Raw genomic sequence first — 18998 nt, 5'->3', positions numbered from 1 at the left:
CTGTGTCCGCGATGAGGAGTACCGTGCCAACGCCAACGCGCAAACCGTCCCGCCCCAAAGGCCAAGGCCAGTGGGCCATGGGCCACCGGGAGCCGCTGAACAAGAACGAGCAGTCCAAGAAGGACGACAACCCGCTCAACGTGCGGCAGCGCATCGAGACCATCTACGCCCACGGCGGCTTCGACTCCATCGACCCGGCGGACCTCCGCGGCCGTTTCCGCTGGTGGGGCCTGTACACGCAGCGCAAGCCCGGCATCGCCGGCGGCAAGACCGGCGTCCTCGAAGAGGAGGAGCTGGACGACAAGTTCTTCATGATGCGCGTGCGCATGGACGGCGGCCAGCTCAACCTCGCGCAGCTGCGCACCGTCGCCGGGATCTCCAAGGAGTTCGGGCGCGACACCGCCGACGTCACCGACCGCGAGAACGTCCAGTACCACTGGATCCGCGTCGAGGACGTCCCCGAGATCTGGCGCCGCCTCGAAGCGGTCGGCCTCGACACCCAGGAGGCGTGCGGCGACTGCCCGCGCGTCATCCTCGGCTCGCCCGTCGCCGGCGTCGCCGTCGACGAGGTCATCGACGCCACCCCGCAGATCCAGGAGATCTACGACCGGTTCATCGGCGACCGCAGCCTCTCGAACCTGCCGCGCAAGTTCAAGTCGACCATCGGCTGGCTCCCCGACAGCCCGTACGAGACCAACGACATCTCCCTCATCGGCGCGCACCACCCCGAGCACGGCCCCGGCTTCGACCTGTACGTCGGCGGCGGCCTCTCCACCAACCCGATGTTCGCCCAGCGCCTCGGCGTGTGGGTCTCCCAGGACGACATCGTCGACGTGTGGGTCAACGTGGTCCGCATCTTCCGCGACTGGGGCTACCGGCGCCTGCGCACCCGCGCCCGCCTGAAGTTCCTCGTCAAGGACTGGGGCGCCGAGAAGTTCCGCGAGGTCCTGGAGTCCGACGCCTACCTCGGCCGCAGGCTCCCCGACCTGGAGCAGCCGCCGGTCCCCGAGAAGCTCCTCGACCACATCGGCGTCCACAAGCAGAGCGACGGCAACTACTTCATCGGCGTCGCCCCCGTCGCCGGCCGCGTCTCCGGCACCGTGCTCGACCAGCTCGCCGACATCGCCGAGAAGTACGGCTCCGACCGCGTCCGCGCCACGCCCCTCCAGAAGCTCCTGCTGCTGGACATCCCCGGCGACAAGGTCGACGACGCCGTCGAGGACCTGCGCGCGATCGGCCTGGAGGCACACCCGTCCCCGTGGCGCCGCTCCACCATGGCCTGCACCGGGATCCAGTTCTGCAAGCTCGCGATCGTCGACACCAAGGACCGCGCCCGCGACCTCGTCGCCGAACTCGAGAAGCGCGTCCCCGAACTCGACACCCCCGTCTCGATCCACGTCAACGGCTGCCCCAACGCCTGCGCCCGCACCCAGACCGCCGACATCGGCCTCAAGGGCCAGCTCGTGGTCAAGGACGGCCTCCAGGTCGAGGGCTTCCAGGTCCACCTCGGCGGCGGCCACGCCGCCGGGGCGAGCCTCGGCCGCAAGTCCCGCGGCCTCAAGGTCGCCTCCGAGGACCTCGGCGACTACGTCGAGCGCGTCACCCGCCGCTACCTCTCCGGCCGCACCGAAGGCGAGACCTTCGCCCAGTGGGTGCACCGCGCCGACGAGACCGAGCTCCAGTGAGCGGCCGCGTCGTCCCCTACCACTGCCCGTACTGCGGGGAGGAAGACCTCAGACCCTACGTGTCCGAGACCGACAGCGACGTCGAGATCAAGGGCGGATGGCACTGCGCGGACTGCACCCGCGTCTTCGCCGTCAAATACCACGGGATGGCGGCCGCACCGGTCTACGCGCCGCCCCCCACCCCCGGCACCCAGCCGGAGCGAACACCCCGATCGGAGTGAAGCAGCATGAGCAGCAACGGGATAGGAAGAGACCCATTCGAACTCCGTGACCTCGCCATGGCAGCGGGGGAGCGCCTCGAGGACGCCACGGCCCACCGGATCATCGAGTGGGCGGTCGGCGAGTTCGGCGAGCGCTTCTGCGTGACCTCCTCGATGGCCGACGCCGCCGTCGTGCACCTCGCCAGCGAGGTCGCCCCCGGCATCGACGTCGTCTTCCTCGACACCGGCCTCCACTTCCCGGAGACCCTGGAGGTCCGCGACTTCGTCGCCTCGACCATGGACGTCAACGTGCGCTCGATCCAGCCCGACCAGAGCGTCCTCTCCCAGGACGCCGAGTTCGGCCCCCGCCTGTTCAACCGCGCCCCCGACGAGTGCTGCTCGCTCCGCAAGGTCCTGCCGCTCAACGCCGCCCTCGCCGACTACGACGGCTGGGCCACCGGCCTGCGCCGCGACGAGGGCCCCACCCGCGCCGGCACGAAGGTCGTCGACTTCGACCTCTCGCGGCGCAAGGTCAAGGTCTCCCCGATCGCCAAGTGGACCGAGGCCGACCAGGAGGCGTACATCGAGCGGTACAACATCCCGGTCAACCCGCTGCTCAAGGACGGCTTCCGCTCCATCGGCTGCTGGCCGTGCACCCGCCGGACCGCGCCGGGCGAGGACCCGCGCGCCGGCCGCTGGGCCGCGTTCGACAAGACCGAGTGCGGACTGCATGTCTGACCACCCGGTGCCGGAACCCGTCGCGGCGCACACCGCGGCGGGACCGGCGCCCTCGGAGCCGCCGCGGCCGATCGTCCTGGTCGCCCACGGCAGCCCCGACCCGCGCTCCCCGGAGGCCGTCCGCGCCATCGCGCGGGCGGCCGGAGCGGACGCGGGCTTCCTGGAGTTCAACGACCCCCACCCCGTCGAGGTCCTGCGCGGCATCGCCGACACCGGCGTCCCCGCCGCGGTGGCCCTGCCCCTGCTCCTCACCGACGCTTACCACTCCCGCACGGACCTCCCCGAGGTCGCCAGGCGCGTCCAGGAGGCCCGCCCGGGCCTCGCGGTCGCGCTGGCGCGGCCGGTGGGGGACCTGTCGCTCGCGGCCGCGCTCGTGCGCGACCTGCCGTACGGGATCGACGGCCTCGTGGTCTGCGCCGCGGGGACCCGCGTGGACGAGGGCCGCGCGCACGTCGCGGCCGTCGCGGAAGAGGCGGGCCGCCTGCTCGGCGTCCCCGCCGGACCGGGCTTCGCCTCCGGGCCGGGCCCCAAGGCCGGGGAGACCGTCGCACGACTGCGGGACGGAGGCGCGCAGCGCGTCGCGGCCGTCTGCTACTTCATCGCCCCGGGGATCCTGTGCGACACCGCGCTGGCGTCCGCGCGCGAGGCCGGCGTCGTCCACACGGGTGAACCGCTCGGTGCCGCACCGGAACTCCTCGACCTCATCGCGAAGCGCGCCGCGGAGGCGTAGTTCAGCTGGCCGACCGCCTGGTCGTGGTCCAGGAGTTCGCGGGTTCAAGCACGTCCCGGATCACTCCCCGAAGGGCCGGCGCTCCCCGAACCCCACGGCCCGCCGGCTCGGTCCGCACAGGACCAGCGACAGCATCGCGGCCGCCAGCGCCCAGGCGGCGACGCCCAGGACCGGGTGCGCGGCCTCGCGCAGGTAGTACCCGACCGGCGCCCACAGGAGCGCCTGGAACACCGCCTGCGCGACGACGTCGCGGCTCGCGAGGAGCCGCCGGCCGATAAACCAGTAGTACAGCGCCGCCAGCCACGCGATCAGGGCGATCCCGACGGCGCCGCCGGCGGTGTCGACGTCGCCGGTGGCGATCTGGATCAGCGCCCAGGCCCCGGCCGCCACGAGTCCCGTTGTGAGGAGCCAGAACACGCCGGCGGCGGCGGTCAGGGTCCACGGACGTGCGCCGTCACCGCGACTTTCGGTGACCGCGCCCATGTCGGCGTCGGTTTCGTTCACACCGCAACCGTATCCCGGGCTACTCTGCGCCTATGCGCGACCTGAAAGCAGCGCCACAGCGCGGCCTGCTCATCGTGAACCCGAAGGCGTCCACCGGCTCGCGCCGGCGGACGCGGTGGGTCGTCAAGAAGCTCGACGCGGTCCTCGACCTGACCGTCGAGAAGACCGGCGACCGCGGCCACGGCGAGGAGCTGGCACGGCGCGGCGCCGACGCCGGATACGACGTGGTCCTCAGCCTCGGCGGCGACGGCACGGTGAACGAGGTCGTCAACGGCCTGGTCGCAGGCGGGCGGCCCGCCGCGGAGGCGCCGCTGTTCGCGCCGATCCCGGCCGGGTCCACCAACGTGTTCGCGCGGGCCCTGGGACTGCCGTGGGACCGCCGCCGGGCCTCGATGGCGATCGTCGCCGCACTGGAGGAGCGCCGCACCCGCACGGTGAGTCTGGGGCGGCTGCAAGGGGACGACCTCGACCGCCTCTTCACGTTCTGCGCCGGACTCGGATGGGACGCGTCGATCATCAAGAAGGTCGAGTCGTACCGCAAGAAGCGCAATCTCGGCGCGCACTATGCGCGGGCCGTCATGGCGGAACTGAATGAGCATGGGGTGGAAGGGGATTCGATCCAAGTGTCCCTCTCCACCGGGGAAGTGGTCGAGTCGACCGGGATGGTCGTGGTGCAGAACTGCGCGCCGTGGACCTATCTCGGCGCCCTGCCGGTGAATCTCAACGCGCGGGCGTCCTTTAATGCTGGACTTGATGTCCTGATTCTGCGTAAACTGGGTCTGTCGGACGCCGCGCGGACCGCCGCTTCACTGCTGGTGGGCCGGGACGGACCCGACGGGAAGCACGCGGTGACGCATCACGATCTCTCCAGGATCCGGTTGCGCGCGTCGCTCCCGCAGGCTTTCCAGCTCGACGGGGACTATCTCGGAGAGCGCACCGAACTCGAACTCAGCTCGGTGCCGAAGGCGTTGCGGGTGGCCTGCTAACAACTTGGGAAAACCTCTAGGTGGGTGTTGACAAGTCGCCCGTGAGCAGGCAAGGTTGATTTCGCCATCCCTACCGGGACGGCGCGAGACTTACAACCGAATATCGTCTTTTCGGTGCGTTATAGACCGGGTGTCGTGGGTACTTCTGCCCTGGCGGACTTCTCGTAAGGTGTGTCTGCCAACCTTGAGTACCAGTGTGTCAAACCGGTTCGACTCGCTGTCACCGACCCCCTCCTTTACGAAGCCCGCAAGCCGGACAACGGTTTCGGGCGGCAGGGAGGGAACGTGTGGCGGGCATCGCCCGAGGGCCCGCGGTAGGGGTCCCGGCGAAGCCGCGGAACGAGTTCCCCGAGTCTTCTTCGAGGTAGCACGGTGAGTTCACTCACTTCGTGCTGAATTCCGGAGTCGAACCCTTGACATTCCACGACCTTGTGAAAGTCTTCACAAGGGCCCGGGTCACGGTGCGGACTTGTCGCAGATCCGCTCGCGGAGCTGTACGTTTGCAGTCGCCATTCGGGCGGCCGACGCCGTAGGCGGGTGTGCCTCCCCGGCCCGGTGCGTTCAGCAAGGGTGCTGGCGCCGCGCGAGGGCACTCCACGCTCACGGCGACAACGATTCCCTTTGCAGGGAAGCGAGTCCCGTCCGAGCAGTGCCCGCATGCGCCATCCGTGGGGTGCGACCGCCGCAGTGAAGTTCCCAAGCGGCGGAACACGGAGGCGGCGCGCGAGCGGAGCGCGGCCTGAACGCCCGGCGCGAGGCCCCACCGGCTCGCGACGCCCGAACCGCAAGAACCTAATTCATAACACCGTGAAAGCAAGATGCTTGATGCTTAGCAAGGAGATGTTTTGATGGATTGGCGCCACGAGGCCATCTGCCGCGACGAGGACCCCGAGCTGTTCTTCCCCATCGGGGACACCGGTCCGGCACTGGTACAGATCGAGCAGGCCAAGAACGTCTGCCGGCGCTGCCCCGTGACCGAGGAGTGCCTGCGGTGGGCGCTGGAGAGCGGTCAGGACGCGGGCGTGTGGGGCGGCATGAGCGAGATCGAACGCCGGGAGCTGAAGCGCCGCTCCGGTGCGATCCGCACGCTCGCCACCCAGGTCGTCGGCTAGGACCGCGCAATCCCTTGATGTGACTCATCCCTCGAATTTGTGACAACAGAAGCTTGGAAGGCCCGGCGGAACCGCCGGGCCTTCAGGCTTGCCCGGCCCCGGCAGGGCACCCGGAAGACCCGCCCGACGCGCTGGGAAGGGCCCCCGGTCTCGATGGTGCCCGAGGGGTACGACAGTCCCGCACGGCCAGGGAGCGGCCGGCGGATGCGGGAGTGGCAGCGAAACGTTGGGTGTGCGCCCGGCGGCGGAGCGGTGAGCGGCCCGACGACGCGGGACCGCCCGGAGTACCCGCCTCGCCGCTCTAGTGGATCTGGTGGCGCTCGGTGTCCGCGTCGGCCTCGGTCGCCGGGCGGCGCTGTCGGATGCGGATCGTCGTCAGGGCGCCCTCGACCTCGGAGTCGACCTCGTCGGTCAGGGCCTTGAGCACCTGCCACTGGTACGACCCGGCGTCCGGCAGCGGCTCGCCCTTGGGGCGGCTGAGCACGATCTGGAGCGCCTCCTCGCCGACCTCCAGCCGGCAGTGCAGCGGCTCGTCACCGGGTTTGCGGCGGAACGGGCGCGGACGGCCCGGCTCGGGCGGGATGAGCAGCGCCACCGCCGCGTTCACGGCCGCGCGCAGATCCTCGATCTCGTCGAGCGAGAAGCCGAGGCGGGTCGCCACCGCCGCGGTCGCCGTGGGGAGGACCGACAGGTAGTCGCCCGCCGTGGGCACGTCGAGCAGCAGCACGTCGTCGCGCTCATCGCTCACCGGCATCGCCGCTCTCTGTGACTGTGAAGGGGAGGCTTCCGCCCTCCCCGCCTGTACAGGATAGTGCGGCCACCGGGGGTGCGGGTACCACCCTGGGGGAATCACCCCGGACCGCAGGCGTCCCGCGCACCACGTCCGTGTCACCCCGCCGCTCCAATATGGGCCCCCGGCCCTAGATTCTTAGTCATCTTCATCTTCCCCCCGGAGGTTCGAACATGACCGGAACGAGCCCTGCGGTCGACCGCAGGCGGTTCTTCCACCTCGCCGGCGGCGCCGCGGTCGCCGCCGCCACCGGCAGCGCCCTCGGCGCGGCCGCGGCACCCGGCGCGGCCACTGCCGTGACCACGATCGGGACGGCGCCCGCCGCCCCCTCCGTGCTCCTCAAGGCGCCCGGCAGCGCCTCGGCCGCCGAGATCCCGCTCCCGCCGCTGCCCGAGCAGCTCGAAGGCGGCACCGTCGCGCCGCCCAGCCGCACCGTGCCCGCCCCGCGCGAAGCCCCCGAGATCGAGGCCCTGCTCGAAGAGGAGCCCCTGCCGGACGTCCTCCCGTTCGAGTTCAACCGGGACGGCTACACCGCCGCTTTGGAGATCCCCGAGCACATGATGCCCTGGCGCGACCGGGCCACCAAGTGGGAGAACGTCACCCCCGACACCCAGCACACCTACCTCGACGAGGCCGGCGTCATCCAGTACCGGCCCGACTGGGACGTGCCCGGCTACGACCAGCCCGTCACCCAGATCCAGTTCGGCCTCGGCTGCGTCACCAGCTACCGCAGCGAGCAGGACCCCACCCGCAAGGCGCTGTTCCTCACCCGCGCCAAGGCCCAGGCCGGGCGCCTCCTGGAGACCCGCGTCGAGGCCCGCGGCGCCTGGTACTTCCCCTACCCCTTCGACTTCACCCACACCACCCACAGCGGCGTCGACTACCGCGCCCCCTGGTACTCCGGCATGGCCCAGGGCGAGGCCATCAGCCTCTTCATCCAGCTCTCCGAGCTCGACGACGTCACCGAGGACGAGCGCCTGCTCTACCTCGCCGCCGCCGACCGGGCCTTCGCCTCGCTCCTGCGCGCCGACGACGGCACCCCCTGGGCCGTCAACCGCAACAGCGCCGGCTACCTCTGGATCCAGGAGTACCCCGGCAACGAGCCCGGCACCGGCGACTACACCTACAACGGCATGGTCTTCGCGATGTTCGGCCTGTGGGACTACATCCGCGCCACCGGCAACGAGCTCGCCGCCGCCCTCTTCGACGGCTGCTGCACCACCATCGACCGGTACTTCCCGCTCCTGCGCAACGAGCGCTGGATCTCCTTCTACTGCCAGACGCACCGCATCCCCACCGCGTCCTACCACCAGCACCACATCAACCTGTTCCGCCAGCTCCACTGGCAGACCGGCGGCCCGCGCTTCGCGCGCATGACCGACCAGCTCACCGACGACTACCCGTCGCCGAACACCCCGACCGGCGCCACCATCGCGTTCGCCGCCGGGACCCACACCCTCTACCGGTTCGACACCGACGCCGACGGCGACTACGTCGCCTCCAAGGACGACGAGGAACTGGAGAAGAAGACGGTCACCTTCGCCCGCGCCACCCAGGCGCCCGCGAACAAGCGCCGCCGCATCCACAACCGCGGGATCTACTACCGCATCAACGCCGGCGCCTACACCGGCTGGTGGATCGGCGAGTACTACCCCAACACCTACCTCATCGGTGAGTACCTGGCCACGGTCTGCCACCCGAACCGGACGCTCACCTTCCCGGCGGCCAAGCAGGTCACCTGCTACCTCGTCGGCACCGACGGCAAGCTCGCCAGCCCCCGCACGGTGAGCTTCACCAACCCCTCGAACGCCCCGTTCGACCGGCGCTCGATCGTCAACGGCCGCGCCATGTACCGCATCGCCGGGGGCTCGCTCACCGGCTACTGGGTCTGGGCCGGGGACATCACCACCGACGGACGCTGACCGCCGCGGGACCCGCATCCGCGGGCCCCGCACGGCGAAGCGCCCGCCACCGCCGGATGCGGTGACGGGCGCTTCGCTGCATTCGCTTACGCCTTCTTGGTCTCCCAGAAGATCTCCGCGATCTGGTCGATCTTCGCGAGCAGCTCCTCGGCGACCTTCGGGTCGGCGGAGCCCTTCGCGCCCGAGGCGCCCGCGAGCTTCGTCGCCTCGTTCACGAGGGAGTGCAGCTGCGGGTACTTCTCGAAGTGCGGCGGCTTGAAGTAGTCGGTCCACAGCACCCACAGGTGCTCCTTGACCAGGTTGGAGCGCTGCTCCTTGATGATCAGGGCGCGGGTGCGGAACTCAGGGTCCTCGTTGGCCTGGTACTTCTCGCAGATGGCCTTGACCGACTCCGCTTCGATGCGCGCCTGGGCCGGGTCGTAAACCCCGCAAGGCAGGTCGCAGTGAGCGGAAGCCGAGATCTGCGGCAGCAGCCGCTTGAACAGAGGCTTGAACATGCGCCCCTCCAGCTTCCTTCAGTGGGTTGTGATTCCACCGCCGACCCTACCTCTCCGGCGGCCCTGCGTGGCCCGGCCCCTAGAGTTGGGAGACCGACACCGGTGGTCACCGAACGCCATGCCGGCCAGAGAAACACCCGAGACGGAGGTCAGTCCCGATGCTCGCCGCCTACGCCCGCAACGTGAATCCCGAAGACCCGTTCGACGCCCTCTCGGTGGGTGAGATCGAGCCGCCCGCCGTCCCCGAGGACTGGACCCGGGTCCGGCTCACCGCCGCCTCCGTCAACCACCACGACCTCTGGTCCCTCGCGGGCGTGGGCCTGCGCGCCGAGCAGACCCCGATGATCCTCGGCACCGACGCCGTCGGCCGCACCGAGGACGGCGACGAGGTCGTCGTCTACCCTGTCATCGCCGACCCCTCCCTCGACGACGAGACCCTCGACCCGAAGCGGACCCTCCTCTCAGAACTCCACCCGGGCACCCTCGCCGAGTACGTCTCCGTGCCCGCGCGCAACCTAGTGCCCGCCCCCAAGGGCTGGACCGCCGCCGAGGCCGCCTGCCTGCCCACCGCCTACCTCACCGCCTGGCGCATGCTCACCAGCCGCGGCCGCCTCGGCGCCGCGAAGGACAGCGCGGTGCTCGTCCAGGGCGTCGGCGGCGGGGTCGCCACCGCCGCGATCGTCCTCGCCAAGGCCCTCGGCGCCCGCGTGTACGCCACCGGCCGCACCCCCGAGCGCCGCGAGAAGGCCGCCGCACTCGGCGCCGTCCCCGTCGAGGCCGGCGGGCGCCTCCCCGAGCGCGTCGACGTGGTCGTCGACTCCGTCGGCGCCCCCGTCATGGCCCACTCGATCAAGTCCCTCAAGCCCGGCGGGCGCCTCGTCAATTGCGGCGTCACCGGCGGGCCGGTCGCCGAGGTCGACCTGCGCCACGTCTTCTTCAAGCAGCTGGAGATCGTCGGCTCGACCATGGGCACCCTCGCCGAACTGCGCGAACTGATCCTGTTCTGCGCCGAGAGCGGCCTGCGGCCCCTGATCGACTCCACCCACGCCCTCGCCGACGCCGAGCAGGCGCTGCGCCGCCTCGCCTCCGGCGACGCCTTCGGGAAGGTCGTCGTCACCGCCTAGCGGCCCCGCGACACCGTCGTAAGTACGACAGTGGGGCCGGTTTCTGGCGGGTTCGCCCCCGGCCGGCCCCGCCTGCCCTCACCCTGTAATGGATGTCACTCTCGGGCCGGCACGCGGCCCCGGCATCGCACGCCGAGCGCCTTGACCACACGGGCGCCGAGGGCAGGGGAGAAGCGGCCATGTCGGTACTGGGACGGGTCAGGGGCGGTCTCAAGACCGCCGCGGGGAGCACGTGGGCGGTGACCAAGAAACTCCTGGTCAGAGTCGCGATCGCGGCGGCCATCATGGTCGTCGCCATCGCACTGGCGAGGAACGGGGAGAGCGCGGCGTCGGAGTCCGCGGGCGTCGCGGGCACCGAGGCGCGCCCGATCGCGGCCCAGCACGCCATCCTCTCGGATGGGTGGACCCACGAGCAGGACCTCTCGTGCACCTACACGGTGAAGGCCACGTTCGGGGTCTCGGTCTTCACCGAGACCGACATGGGCGCGCGGCGCCTGCTCCGCCTGCACAACAAGACCGAGGTCCACGGGGCCTGCGAGCCGACCCAGGGCGGCAGGACGATCGGCTGCGCCGGTCTGCGCTGGGAGACCGGCTGGATCCGGGTGCAGTCGGGCGACACCGTCGGCTACAGCCCGGCCTCGTGCCTCGTCAAGGAAGGGGTCCTATGACGGCAGCGAATCGGACGGCAGTGCCGGAACGGGCGGCCCGCGACTGACGGGGCCGCCGGATGAAGACGGACGGGCGGGACGCGGCATCGGCCGCGTCCCGCCCCATTGCCTTACTTCAGGCCGACGCCCGCGACGCCCTTGACGATCTGCTTCTGGAAGATCAGGAACACGATGAGCAGCGGCAGCGCACCGAGCACGGCCGCGGCCATGTTCTGCGCGTACAGCAGCCCGTAGCCGCGCGCGACCACGCCGAGGCCGACCGGGAGGGTCATGATCGACGGGTCGTTGGCGACCAGGAGCGGCCACAGGAAGTTGTTCCACGACCCGATGAACGTGAAGATCCCGACCGCGGCGAGGATCGGCCCCGACAGCGGCAGGATGACGCTCCGCAGGACCCGCAGGTGCCCGGCGCCGTCGATGCGCGCGGCCTCCTCGTAGTCGCGCGGGATCGCGTCGAAGAACCGCTTGAGGATGAAGATCATCACCGGCGCGACGGTCTGCGGGAGCGCCAGGCCCCAGTAGGTGTCGACCAGGCGCAGGGCGCTGACGACGTCGAACAGCGGGATGATGAGCGCTTCCGCGGGCACCATGATCCCGGCCAGGACCACCCCGTAGACGACCTTCTTGCCCGGGAAGTCCAGCCGCGAGAACCCGTAGGCGGCCAGGACGCACATGCCCAGCGTCAGGGCGGTGACGATCGTGGAGACCACCGTCGAGTTGACCATCCACGTGACGTGCTCGCCGCGTTCGAACAGGATGCGGTAGCCCTCCAGCGACCACTCCCGCGGGATCCAGTGGATCGGCTGGCCGAGGCTCGCCTCGGTCTCGGGCTTGAACGACGTGGTCAGGGCCCACAGGAACGGCACCAGCCACAGCAGCGCCAGCGCGAAGGCGGCGAAGTAGACCAGGGCGGAGCCGGGCGTGACGCGCGGACGGCGCCGGCGCTTGGCGGCGCGGGGCGCGTCCTCGGAGGCTTCGAGCCTCGTTTGCAGAGCGGTCATGTCAGTCCTCCCTCCTCGACAGCAGACGGAACTGGATCAGGGCGATGACGATGATGCAGACGAACAGGATGTACGACAGCGCCGAGGCGTAGCCGATCCGGAAGCCCACGAAGCCCGAGTTGTAGATGTACTGGATGAAGACGTTCTCCGTCGCGAGGTTCGCGGCGCCGCCCGCCATCAGGTAGTACTGGTCGAAGATCCGCAGCGACGCGATGAGCTGGAGGACGATCACCAGCGCGGTCGTGCGCTTGAGCAGCGGCAGCGTGATGCCCCAGAGCTTCTGGAGCGAGTTCGCGCCGTCGATGTCGGCCGCCTCGTACACCTCCGCGGGGATGGTCTGGAGCGCGGCGAGGTACAGCAGGAAGTTGAACCCGAGCGTCCACCACACGGTGGTGGCCACGACCGATCCCATGGCGTCCTCCTGGAACGCCCACAGCCGGTCGCCGCCGAGGCCCCACTCCCCGAGGTAGTGGTTGATGAGGCCGCCCGCGGGCTGGTACATCCACAGCCAGATCATGGTGACCACGGAGACGGGGATGACGAACGGCGCGAAGAACGACAGCCGCAGGAACCAGCCGATCCGGCGCGCGCGGTGCGCGAGCAGCGCGAACGCGAGGCCGAGGATCACCAGCGGCGGGGTCGACAGGACCGTGAAGCGCGCGGTGTTCCACAGCGAGTCCATGGCGGCGGGGTCGCCGAACGCCTCGGCCCAGTTGGCCAGGCCGATCCATTCGACGGGGCGGCCGGTGAGGCTCTTGTCGGTGAACGAGTAGTACAGGCCCAGCAGCATCGGCCAGAGCATGAAGACGGCGTAGACGGCGAGGAAGGGCAGGACGAACCACAGCCCGAGCCAGGAACGGCGCTTCGGCGCCCGCGCGGGCGCCGGCGACGGCGGGCGGTCCGCCGTGGACGCCGCTGCGGGCGTCGCGGTGTCAGTAGACATCAGAGAGGTCCCTTTGCATCGTTTCAGTCGATCGGGTTGGGCAGGTCGACCAGCGTCTGGGCGACGTCCTTGATGCCCGCGAGCGCGGTCTCGGGGTCGTTCGCGCCCGAGTACACCCCGGCGAAGATCTGGCCGACCTCGTCGGGCAGCCGCGCGGCGGACCCCGCGAACCACACCTTCGGGTCGAACTGCACGTTGTCGACGACGCCCGAGTACTCGGCGTTGGGTTCGAGCTCCTGGAACTCGGCGCTCTCGGTGACCGGGAGGTAGGCGGGGGTGTGGCCGGCGCCGGCGCCCCACTCGAGGCTGTGCCGGAGCATCCAGGAGACGTACTCGACGGTGGCGGCCCGCACCTCGTCGTCCCAGCTGTTGTGGCGGGGGAGGACGAACGCGTGGCAGTCGCCCTGGGTGCGGCGGTTGCCGAAGAAGTCCGGCATCTCGGCCATGGAGAAGTCGAGGCCCTGGGCCTCGTTGAAGGCGCGGAAGCGGGTGATCTCCCAGTTGCCGACCTGGACGAGGCCGCCGGCGCCGTTCTCGAAGTTCGCGGCGGTGGCGCCGCCGTCGGAGATGCGCGGGCACAGGCCCTCGTCGGCCATGCGCCACATGGTGTCGATGGCGTTGAGGGCCTTGTCGTCGTCGAGTTCGAAGCCGTCGTCGTGGAAGATCCACTCGCCGTCCTGCTGGCGGTACCAGGCCCAGAACTGGCGCCATCCGGCGTTGGTGTCGAGGGAGGTGCCGTACTCGCCGGTGACGTCCTTGACCGCGCGCAGGAGGTCGAAGTACTCCTCGACGCCGTGGGTCTCCAGGAGGGTGCCGTCGGGGTTGAGGACCCCGGCCTGCTCGCAGATCGTGCGGTTGTAGTAGTTGACGAGGGCGTGCGTGTCGAGCGGGACGGCGTAGAGCCGGTCGTCGGAGAAGCACCGGTCCCAGATCTCGGTCGGGAAGTCCTCGGGGTTCAGCCCGGCGTCGACGAGCTCGTCGACCTCGATCGCGTCGAGGAGCGTCGAGGGCGAGAGGCTGTCGAGGCGGGAGAGGTGGATGGTGGCGACGTCGGCGGCGTTGCCGCCGGAGGCGCCCATGACGAGCTTGGTGTAGAACGGGGTGCCCCACGTGAAGGTGGTGGCCCGGAGGTTCACGCCCGTCTCGGCCATGAACTCCTCGTGCATGCTGGTCATGATGGCGCCGTCGGATCCGGCGAGGAGGTTCCACTGCTTGACGGTGGTGCCGCCGCTGAGGCCGCCGGTGATCGAGTCGCATCCGGCGAGGCCGATCCCGGCCGCTGCCGCTGTGCCGGTGAGGAGCGCCCGCCTGGAGAGGGCCCCAGGTGGCGAGGGAGGGTTCGGCATCAATGCATCACTCCAATGTGAGCGTTGTCGGGGCGGCCGGTGGAAGGGTGAGCCGTCCTGACATTGTTATCGCTATCACATTTGGAGTCAAGGGCGCGAGGGCATGGATTGTGTGGATTGCAGCCATTGATACTGGTGTGGCGTTCCGACTCGTTGGATTCTTGTCGGTTCTCGGGGGTTCACCGGGCCCGGAGACGCCGGAAGGGGGAGGCCGGGCGGCCTCCCCCTTCCGGGTCTCGTTCGCTTACTGCGGCTGCGGGACCGCGACGTCGATGAGCGCCTGCTGCTCGACCTCGTGGACCTTCGGCGAGCCGGTGGACGGCGCGGCGGCGGCCGGGCGGGAGATCCGGCGCAGGTGGACCCCGCCGAGCTGCTCCAGCAGGTTGAGCGCGATGAACGACCAGGCGCCCTGGTTGGCCGGCTCCTCCTGGACCCAGGCGGTCTCGACGGCGTTCGGGAACGCGCCGAGGGCGGCCTTGAGCTCCTCGGCCGGCAGCGGGTACAGCTGCTCGACGCGCAGGATCGCGGTGTCGGCGACGCCGCGCGCGGTGCGGGCCGCGGCGAGGTCGTAGTAGACCTTGCCCGAGCACAGCAGGACGCGCTTGACGTTCTCGGGCCGGATCTCGCCGGAGGCGAGCGCCGGGTCGTGCAGGACCGGCTGGAAGCGGCCGGTGGTGAAGTCCTCCAGCTCGCTGACGGCGGCCTTGTGGCGCAGCAGCGACTTCGGCGTGAAGACCACGAGGGGCTTCTTGACCGGGTCGAGGCCCTGGCGGCGCAGCAGGTGGAAGTAGTTCGCCGGGCTCGTGGAGTTGACGACGCGCATGTTCTCGTCGGCGCACAGCTGGAGGAAGCGCTCGATGCGCCCGGAGGTGTGGTCCGGGCCGGCGCCCTCGTGGCCGTGCGGCAGCAGCAGGGTCACACCGGAGTGCTGGCCCCACTTGGCCTCGCCCGAGGAGATGAACTCGTCGATGATGGTCTGGGCGCCGTCGACGAAGTCGCCGAACTGGGCCTCCCAGGCCACGAGCATGTCGGGGTTCTCCACCGAGTAGCCGTACTCGAAGCCGAGCGCGGCGAACTCGCTGAGCAGCGAGTCGTAGATGAAGAACTTCGCGGTGTGCTCGCCCAGGTGCGCGACGGGGGTGTACTCGTCGCCGGTGGCCTGGTCGATGACGACCGCGTGGCGCTGCACGAAGGTGCCGCGGCGCGAGTCCTGTCCGGCGAGGCGGACCGCCTTGCCCTGCATGAGGAGCGAGCCGAACGCGAGCGTCTCGGCGAACGCCCAGTCGACGTGGCCGGAGGTCGACATCTCGCTGCGCTTCTCCAGGACCTTGCGGACCGCCTTGTGCGGCGCGAAGCCCTCGGGGAGCGTGGTGTGGGCCTTGCCGATCATCGCGATCGTCTCGGCGTCCACCGAGGTGTCGACGTCGGCGACCGGCTCGGGCTGGTGGCGCCACGGCAGCGGGCCGGTCTGCCCGGCCAGGGCCTCCTTGGTCTCGCGGAAGACCCGTTCGAGCTGGGCCTGGTAGTCCGCGAGCGCCTCCTCGGCGTCCTCCATGGTGATGTCGCCGCGGCCGATGAGCGCGCGGGTGTAGAGCTTGCGCACGGACTGCTTGCCGTCGATGACCTGGTACATCTGCGGGTTGGTCATCTTCGGGTCGTCGCCCTCGTTGTGGCCGCGGCGCCGGTAGCAGACCATGTCGATGACGACGTCCTTGCGGAACTGCTGGCGGAACGCGAACGCGAGCTTGGCGACCTCGGCCACGGCCTCGGGGTCGTCCCCGTTGACGTGGAAGATCGGCGCCTGGATCATGCGGGCGACGTCGGTGCAGTACAGCGAGGAGCGCGAGTGCGTCGGCGCGGTCGTGAAGCCGACCTGGTTGTTGACCACGACGTGCACGGTGCCGCCGGTGCGGTAGCCGCGCAGCTGCGACAGGTTCAGGGTCTCGGCGACCACGCCCTGGCCGGCGAACGCGGCGTCGCCGTGGATGGCGACCGGCATGACGGTGAAGCCGTCCTCGCCGAGGTTGAGGCGGTCCTGCTTGGCGCGGACCACGCCCTCCAGGACCGGGTTCACGGCCTCCAGGTGGGACGGGTTGGCGCACAGGGAGACCGTGGTCTCGCCCTTGCCGTCGGGGGAGGTGAACTTCCCGGTCATGCCCAGGTGGTACTTGACGTCGCCGGAGCCGCCGATGCTCTTGGGGTCGATGTGCCCCTCGAACTCGGTGAAGATCTTGGAGAGCTTCTTGCCGATGATGTTGGCGAGGACGTTCAGGCGCCCGCGGTGGGGCATGCCGATGACGACCTCGTCGAGCTCGGCGCCCGCGGCCTCGTTGAGGATCCGGTCGAGCAGCGGGATGAGCGACTCGCCGCCTTCGAGGCTGAAGCGCTTCTGGCCCACGAACTTCGTCTGGAGGAACGTCTCGAACGCCTCGGCGGCGTTCAGGCGCCCGAGGATGTGCTTCTGCTCCTCGACCTTCGGCTTCTCGAAGGGCACCTCGATGCGCCGCTGGAGCCAGGCGCGCTCCTCCGGGTCCTGGATGTGCATGTACTCCACGCCGATGCGGCGGCAGTAGGAGTCGCGGAGCACGCCGAGGATGTCGCGGAGCTTCATGCGCTGCTGGCCCGCGAAGCCGCCGACGGGGAACGTCCGGTCGAGGTCCCACAGGGTGAGCCCGTGCGACAGGATGTCGAGGTCGGGGTGGCGGCGGATCTCGTAGTGCAGCGGGTTCGTGTCGGCCATGAGGTGGCCGCGGACCCGGTAGGCGTGGATGAGCTCGATGACGCGCGCGTTCTTGTCGATCTGGCCCTCGTGGGTCTTCGACACGTCGCGGACCCAGCGGACCGGCTCGTAGGGGATGAGCAGCGAGCGGAAGACCTCGTCGAAGAAGCCGTCGCCGAGCAGCAGCCGGTGGAGCGTGGCCAGGAACTGGCCGGACTCGGCGCCCTGGATGATCCGGTGGTCGTAGGTCGAGGTGACCGTCATGATCCGGGAGACGCCCAGGTCCGAGAGGGTCTCGTCGGAGGCCCCGGCGAACTCGGCGGGCACCTCCATGGCGCCGACGCCGACGATGAGCCCCTGGCCCTTCATCAGGCGGGGGACGGAGTGGACGGTGCCGATGCCGCCCGGGTTCGTCAGCGTGAGGGTCGCCCCGGCGTGGTCCTCCATGGTGAGCTTGCCGTTGCGGGCCTTGCGGACCAGGTCCTCGTACGCCTGCCAGAACTCGCGGAAGTCCATGGACTCGGTGTGCTTGATGGACGGCACCACGAGGGTGCGGGTCCCGTCGGGCTTGGCGAGGTCGATCGCGAGGCCGAGGTTGACGTGCTCGGGGGTGACCAGCTGCGGCTTGCCGTCGACGACCTTGTAGGAGGCGTTCATGCCCGGGTGGGCCTTGACCGCCTGCACCAGCGCGTAGCCGATGAGGTGCGTGAAGGAGACCTTCCCGCCCTGGCCGCGCTTGAGGTGGTTGTTGATGACGATCCGGTTGTCGAACAGGAGCTTCGCGGGGACCGCGCGGACGGACGTGGCCGTCGGGATCTCCAGGGACGCGTCCATGTTCTGGGCTACCTTGGCCGCGACGCCTTTGAGCGGCTTGGTACCGGGTTCACTCACTGCTGGGGTCGCCTTCTCGGTCGAAGCTTCGGGTGCCACGGCAGCGGGCGCGGGCGCGGCGGGGGCCGGCTCCGCGGCCGGCTCGGCCTTCGCGGGAGCGGCCTGCACTGGGGCGGCCTTCGCGCGCGCGGGCGCGACCGGCTCCGGTGCAGGGGCGGGCGCGGCCTGCTCGGGGGCCGGGGCGGCCGGCTTCTCGCCGTTGAGGTGCGCGGTCGTCGGATCGCCCCCGAAGAACTCGCGCCAGCCGGCGCTCACACTGTCGGGGTTTTCGCGGTATCGCTCGTACATCTCGTTGACCAGCCACTCATTGGCACCGAAATCGGTCAGCGGATTGCCCGGAGTCGCACTCGACACGACTGAATCGCCTCTTCTTTGACGCTGCGTGGACGGGGACGGCAGTCCCCGGACTCAAGGGTAACCGGGGGGAGGAGAAAGTGTAGTACCGGTAACGCCTCTGCGGGGCCGGTCACTCGGACCCCCGCGAATGTGCTGCGCAGCAGGTGGATACGGGTGGAAGTCTCGTTCGCCACACCGGCGTTTCGCGCCCCGTCCGGGGCCGCTCGGCGGGCTCCGGCGGCGCGCTATCCCGCCGCGCTGCGCTCCTTGCCGGAGAACGTCTCGGTGGGCTCCTCCAGGAGCTCCTCGGCGCCGACGACGGTGAACAGGCGGGTGATGAAGCGGTTGGGGTTGACGACGGCCAGCGCCACGCCCATCTCGCGGGCGATCCGGTAAGCGACCACGATGGTGCCGATGCCGGTGGAGTCGAGGACCGTCACCTTGGCGACGTCGACCCGGATGGCGGTGGCACCGCCGGCCTCGAGGGCGTTCGTGATCGTCTCGCGGATCTGGGGGGCGGTCGCGTAGTCGACCTCCCCGGCCAGCTCGACGGTGACGACTCCGGCGTCGGTCGTGGCGGTCTCGATTGACAGCGTCATGAACTCACCTGATCCGGTAGGGTTCCCTGCCCGCGCACTCGACGTGCACGGCTGCGACACAAAGTCTATCCGACGGCTCCGAGTGGAAACAGCCTGCGCGCGCCGGACATGCCCGAATCAACGCACTCTTCGGAAAAAGGTCACACGAAGGTGATCCATGTCAATGCGGCCGGTCACCGCCGGCGCCGAGGCGGGCCGGGACCGGCC

At 70.2% G+C, this 18998-nt stretch carries 17 protein-coding genes; 9 read left to right on the top strand and 8 right to left on the bottom strand.

Annotated features, from left to right (window positions below; all coding sequences use genetic code 11):
• Positions 1-11 precede the first annotated feature (11 nt).
• From BLS99_RS20500 to BLS99_RS20485, 4 genes are read left to right on the top strand one after another with little or no spacing between them, the layout of a single operon-like run.
• Positions 12-1685: a nitrite/sulfite reductase gene (locus BLS99_RS20500; RefSeq protein WP_091053599.1), complete on the top strand. Its 1674-nt coding sequence runs from the start codon at positions 12-14 to the stop codon at positions 1683-1685.
• Entirely contained in the window at positions 1682-1906 is a 225-nt protein-coding gene (locus tag BLS99_RS20495; RefSeq protein ID WP_091053598.1) for a hypothetical protein, read from the top strand. Before BLS99_RS20500 ends, BLS99_RS20495 begins: the two co-directional genes overlap by 4 nt.
• Positions 1907-1912: 6 nt before the next feature.
• Positions 1913-2623: a phosphoadenylyl-sulfate reductase gene (locus BLS99_RS20490; protein ID WP_091053597.1), complete on the top strand. Its 711-nt coding sequence runs from the start codon at positions 1913-1915 to the stop codon at positions 2621-2623.
• Positions 2616-3353, top strand: coding sequence for a sirohydrochlorin chelatase (locus BLS99_RS20485; RefSeq protein ID WP_091053596.1), 738 nt, complete (start codon positions 2616-2618; stop codon positions 3351-3353). Before BLS99_RS20490 ends, BLS99_RS20485 begins: the two co-directional genes overlap by 8 nt.
• Before the next feature lie 60 nt (positions 3354-3413).
• Here BLS99_RS20485 and BLS99_RS20480 read toward each other — a convergent pair whose 3' ends face one another.
• Positions 3414-3857, bottom strand: coding sequence for a hypothetical protein (locus BLS99_RS20480; protein ID WP_091053595.1), 444 nt, complete (start codon positions 3855-3857; stop codon positions 3414-3416).
• A 32-nt stretch (positions 3858-3889) separates the two neighbouring features.
• On the opposite strand from BLS99_RS20480, the gene BLS99_RS20475 reads away from it, so the two are divergent.
• Positions 3890-4843, top strand: coding sequence for a diacylglycerol/lipid kinase family protein (locus BLS99_RS20475; RefSeq protein WP_091053594.1), 954 nt, complete (start codon positions 3890-3892; stop codon positions 4841-4843).
• A gap of 848 nt (positions 4844-5691) precedes the next feature.
• The gene (locus BLS99_RS20470; RefSeq protein WP_091053593.1) at positions 5692-5955 is read left to right on the top strand and encodes a WhiB family transcriptional regulator; all 264 of its coding nucleotides are present in this window, start codon (positions 5692-5694) and stop codon (positions 5953-5955) included.
• Between the two features lie 301 nt (positions 5956-6256).
• On the opposite strand, the gene BLS99_RS20465 is transcribed toward BLS99_RS20470, so the two are convergent.
• On the bottom strand, positions 6257-6703 hold the full coding sequence (locus tag BLS99_RS20465; RefSeq protein WP_218126758.1) for an ATP-binding protein: 447 nt from the start codon (positions 6701-6703) through the stop codon (positions 6257-6259).
• 215 nt (positions 6704-6918) lie between these two features.
• On the opposite strand from BLS99_RS20465, the gene BLS99_RS20460 reads away from it, so the two are divergent.
• Entirely contained in the window at positions 6919-8667 is a 1749-nt protein-coding gene (locus BLS99_RS20460; protein ID WP_091053591.1) for a D-glucuronyl C5-epimerase family protein, read from the top strand.
• 86 nt (positions 8668-8753) lie between these two features.
• Here BLS99_RS20460 and sodN read toward each other — a convergent pair whose 3' ends face one another.
• Complete coding sequence (gene sodN / locus BLS99_RS20455; RefSeq protein WP_091053590.1) at positions 8754-9164, bottom strand: superoxide dismutase, Ni; 411 nt, start codon at positions 9162-9164, stop codon at positions 8754-8756.
• A gap of 158 nt (positions 9165-9322) precedes the next feature.
• On the opposite strand from sodN, the gene BLS99_RS20450 reads away from it, so the two are divergent.
• Both BLS99_RS20450 and BLS99_RS20445 read left to right on the top strand, forming a co-directional pair.
• Positions 9323-10288: a zinc-binding dehydrogenase gene (locus BLS99_RS20450; protein WP_091053589.1), complete on the top strand. Its 966-nt coding sequence runs from the start codon at positions 9323-9325 to the stop codon at positions 10286-10288.
• A gap of 179 nt (positions 10289-10467) precedes the next feature.
• Entirely contained in the window at positions 10468-10956 is a 489-nt protein-coding gene (locus BLS99_RS20445) for a hypothetical protein (protein ID WP_143034890.1), read from the top strand.
• 110 nt (positions 10957-11066) lie between these two features.
• Here BLS99_RS20445 and BLS99_RS20440 read toward each other — a convergent pair whose 3' ends face one another.
• From BLS99_RS20440 to BLS99_RS20420, 5 genes are all read right to left on the bottom strand, one after another.
• The gene (locus BLS99_RS20440; RefSeq protein WP_091053587.1) at positions 11067-11957 is read right to left on the bottom strand and encodes a carbohydrate ABC transporter permease; all 891 of its coding nucleotides are present in this window, start codon (positions 11955-11957) and stop codon (positions 11067-11069) included.
• A 1-nt stretch (position 11958) separates the two neighbouring features.
• Positions 11959-12900, bottom strand: coding sequence for a carbohydrate ABC transporter permease (locus tag BLS99_RS20435; protein WP_091053586.1), 942 nt, complete (start codon positions 12898-12900; stop codon positions 11959-11961).
• Between the two features lie 23 nt (positions 12901-12923).
• Positions 12924-14246 (bottom strand): extracellular solute-binding protein, encoded by a 1323-nt coding sequence (locus BLS99_RS20430; RefSeq protein WP_091053585.1) that lies wholly within the window; start codon positions 14244-14246, stop codon positions 12924-12926.
• A gap of 244 nt (positions 14247-14490) precedes the next feature.
• Positions 14491-18210 (bottom strand): multifunctional oxoglutarate decarboxylase/oxoglutarate dehydrogenase thiamine pyrophosphate-binding subunit/dihydrolipoyllysine-residue succinyltransferase subunit, encoded by a 3720-nt coding sequence (locus BLS99_RS20425; protein WP_245712342.1) that lies wholly within the window; start codon positions 18208-18210, stop codon positions 14491-14493.
• Between the two features lie 227 nt (positions 18211-18437).
• A complete protein-coding gene (locus tag BLS99_RS20420) occupies positions 18438-18791 on the bottom strand; it encodes an STAS domain-containing protein (RefSeq protein ID WP_091053583.1) in 354 nt (117 codons plus the stop codon).
• Positions 18792-18998: the final 207 nt, after the last annotated feature.

The organism is Glycomyces sambucus, from assembly GCF_900102815.1.
GTDB classification, from domain to species: Bacteria; Actinomycetota; Actinomycetes; order Mycobacteriales; family Micromonosporaceae; genus Glycomyces; species Glycomyces sambucus.
The sequence above is the reverse complement of the archived record's forward strand: the minus strand, read 5'-3'. Positions and strand labels throughout refer to the sequence as shown.

What these genes read in the sequence shown, in the direction of transcription:
- BLS99_RS20500 (WP_091053599.1), top strand. Translation starts at nt 12, where the DNA reads ATGAGGAGTACCGTGCCAACGCCAACGCGCAAACCGTCCCGCCCCAAA.
- BLS99_RS20490 (WP_091053597.1), top strand. Translation starts at nt 1,913, where the DNA reads ATGAGCAGCAACGGGATAGGAAGAGACCCATTCGAACTCCGTGACCTC.
- BLS99_RS20485 (WP_091053596.1), top strand. Translation starts at nt 2,616, where the DNA reads ATGTCTGACCACCCGGTGCCGGAACCCGTCGCGGCGCACACCGCGGCG.
- BLS99_RS20475 (WP_091053594.1), top strand. Translation starts at nt 3,890, where the DNA reads ATGCGCGACCTGAAAGCAGCGCCACAGCGCGGCCTGCTCATCGTGAAC.
- BLS99_RS20470 (WP_091053593.1), top strand. Translation starts at nt 5,692, where the DNA reads ATGGATTGGCGCCACGAGGCCATCTGCCGCGACGAGGACCCCGAGCTG.
- BLS99_RS20460 (WP_091053591.1), top strand. Translation starts at nt 6,919, where the DNA reads ATGACCGGAACGAGCCCTGCGGTCGACCGCAGGCGGTTCTTCCACCTC.
- sodN (WP_091053590.1), bottom strand. Translation starts at nt 9,164, where the DNA reads ATGTTCAAGCCTCTGTTCAAGCGGCTGCTGCCGCAGATCTCGGCTTCC.
- BLS99_RS20450 (WP_091053589.1), top strand. Translation starts at nt 9,323, where the DNA reads ATGCTCGCCGCCTACGCCCGCAACGTGAATCCCGAAGACCCGTTCGAC.
- BLS99_RS20445 (WP_143034890.1), top strand. Translation starts at nt 10,468, where the DNA reads ATGTCGGTACTGGGACGGGTCAGGGGCGGTCTCAAGACCGCCGCGGGG.
- BLS99_RS20440 (WP_091053587.1), bottom strand. Translation starts at nt 11,957, where the DNA reads ATGACCGCTCTGCAAACGAGGCTCGAAGCCTCCGAGGACGCGCCCCGC.
- BLS99_RS20435 (WP_091053586.1), bottom strand. Translation starts at nt 12,900, where the DNA reads ATGTCTACTGACACCGCGACGCCCGCAGCGGCGTCCACGGCGGACCGC.
- BLS99_RS20430 (WP_091053585.1), bottom strand. Translation starts at nt 14,246, where the DNA reads ATGCCGAACCCTCCCTCGCCACCTGGGGCCCTCTCCAGGCGGGCGCTC.
- BLS99_RS20420 (WP_091053583.1), bottom strand. Translation starts at nt 18,791, where the DNA reads ATGACGCTGTCAATCGAGACCGCCACGACCGACGCCGGAGTCGTCACC.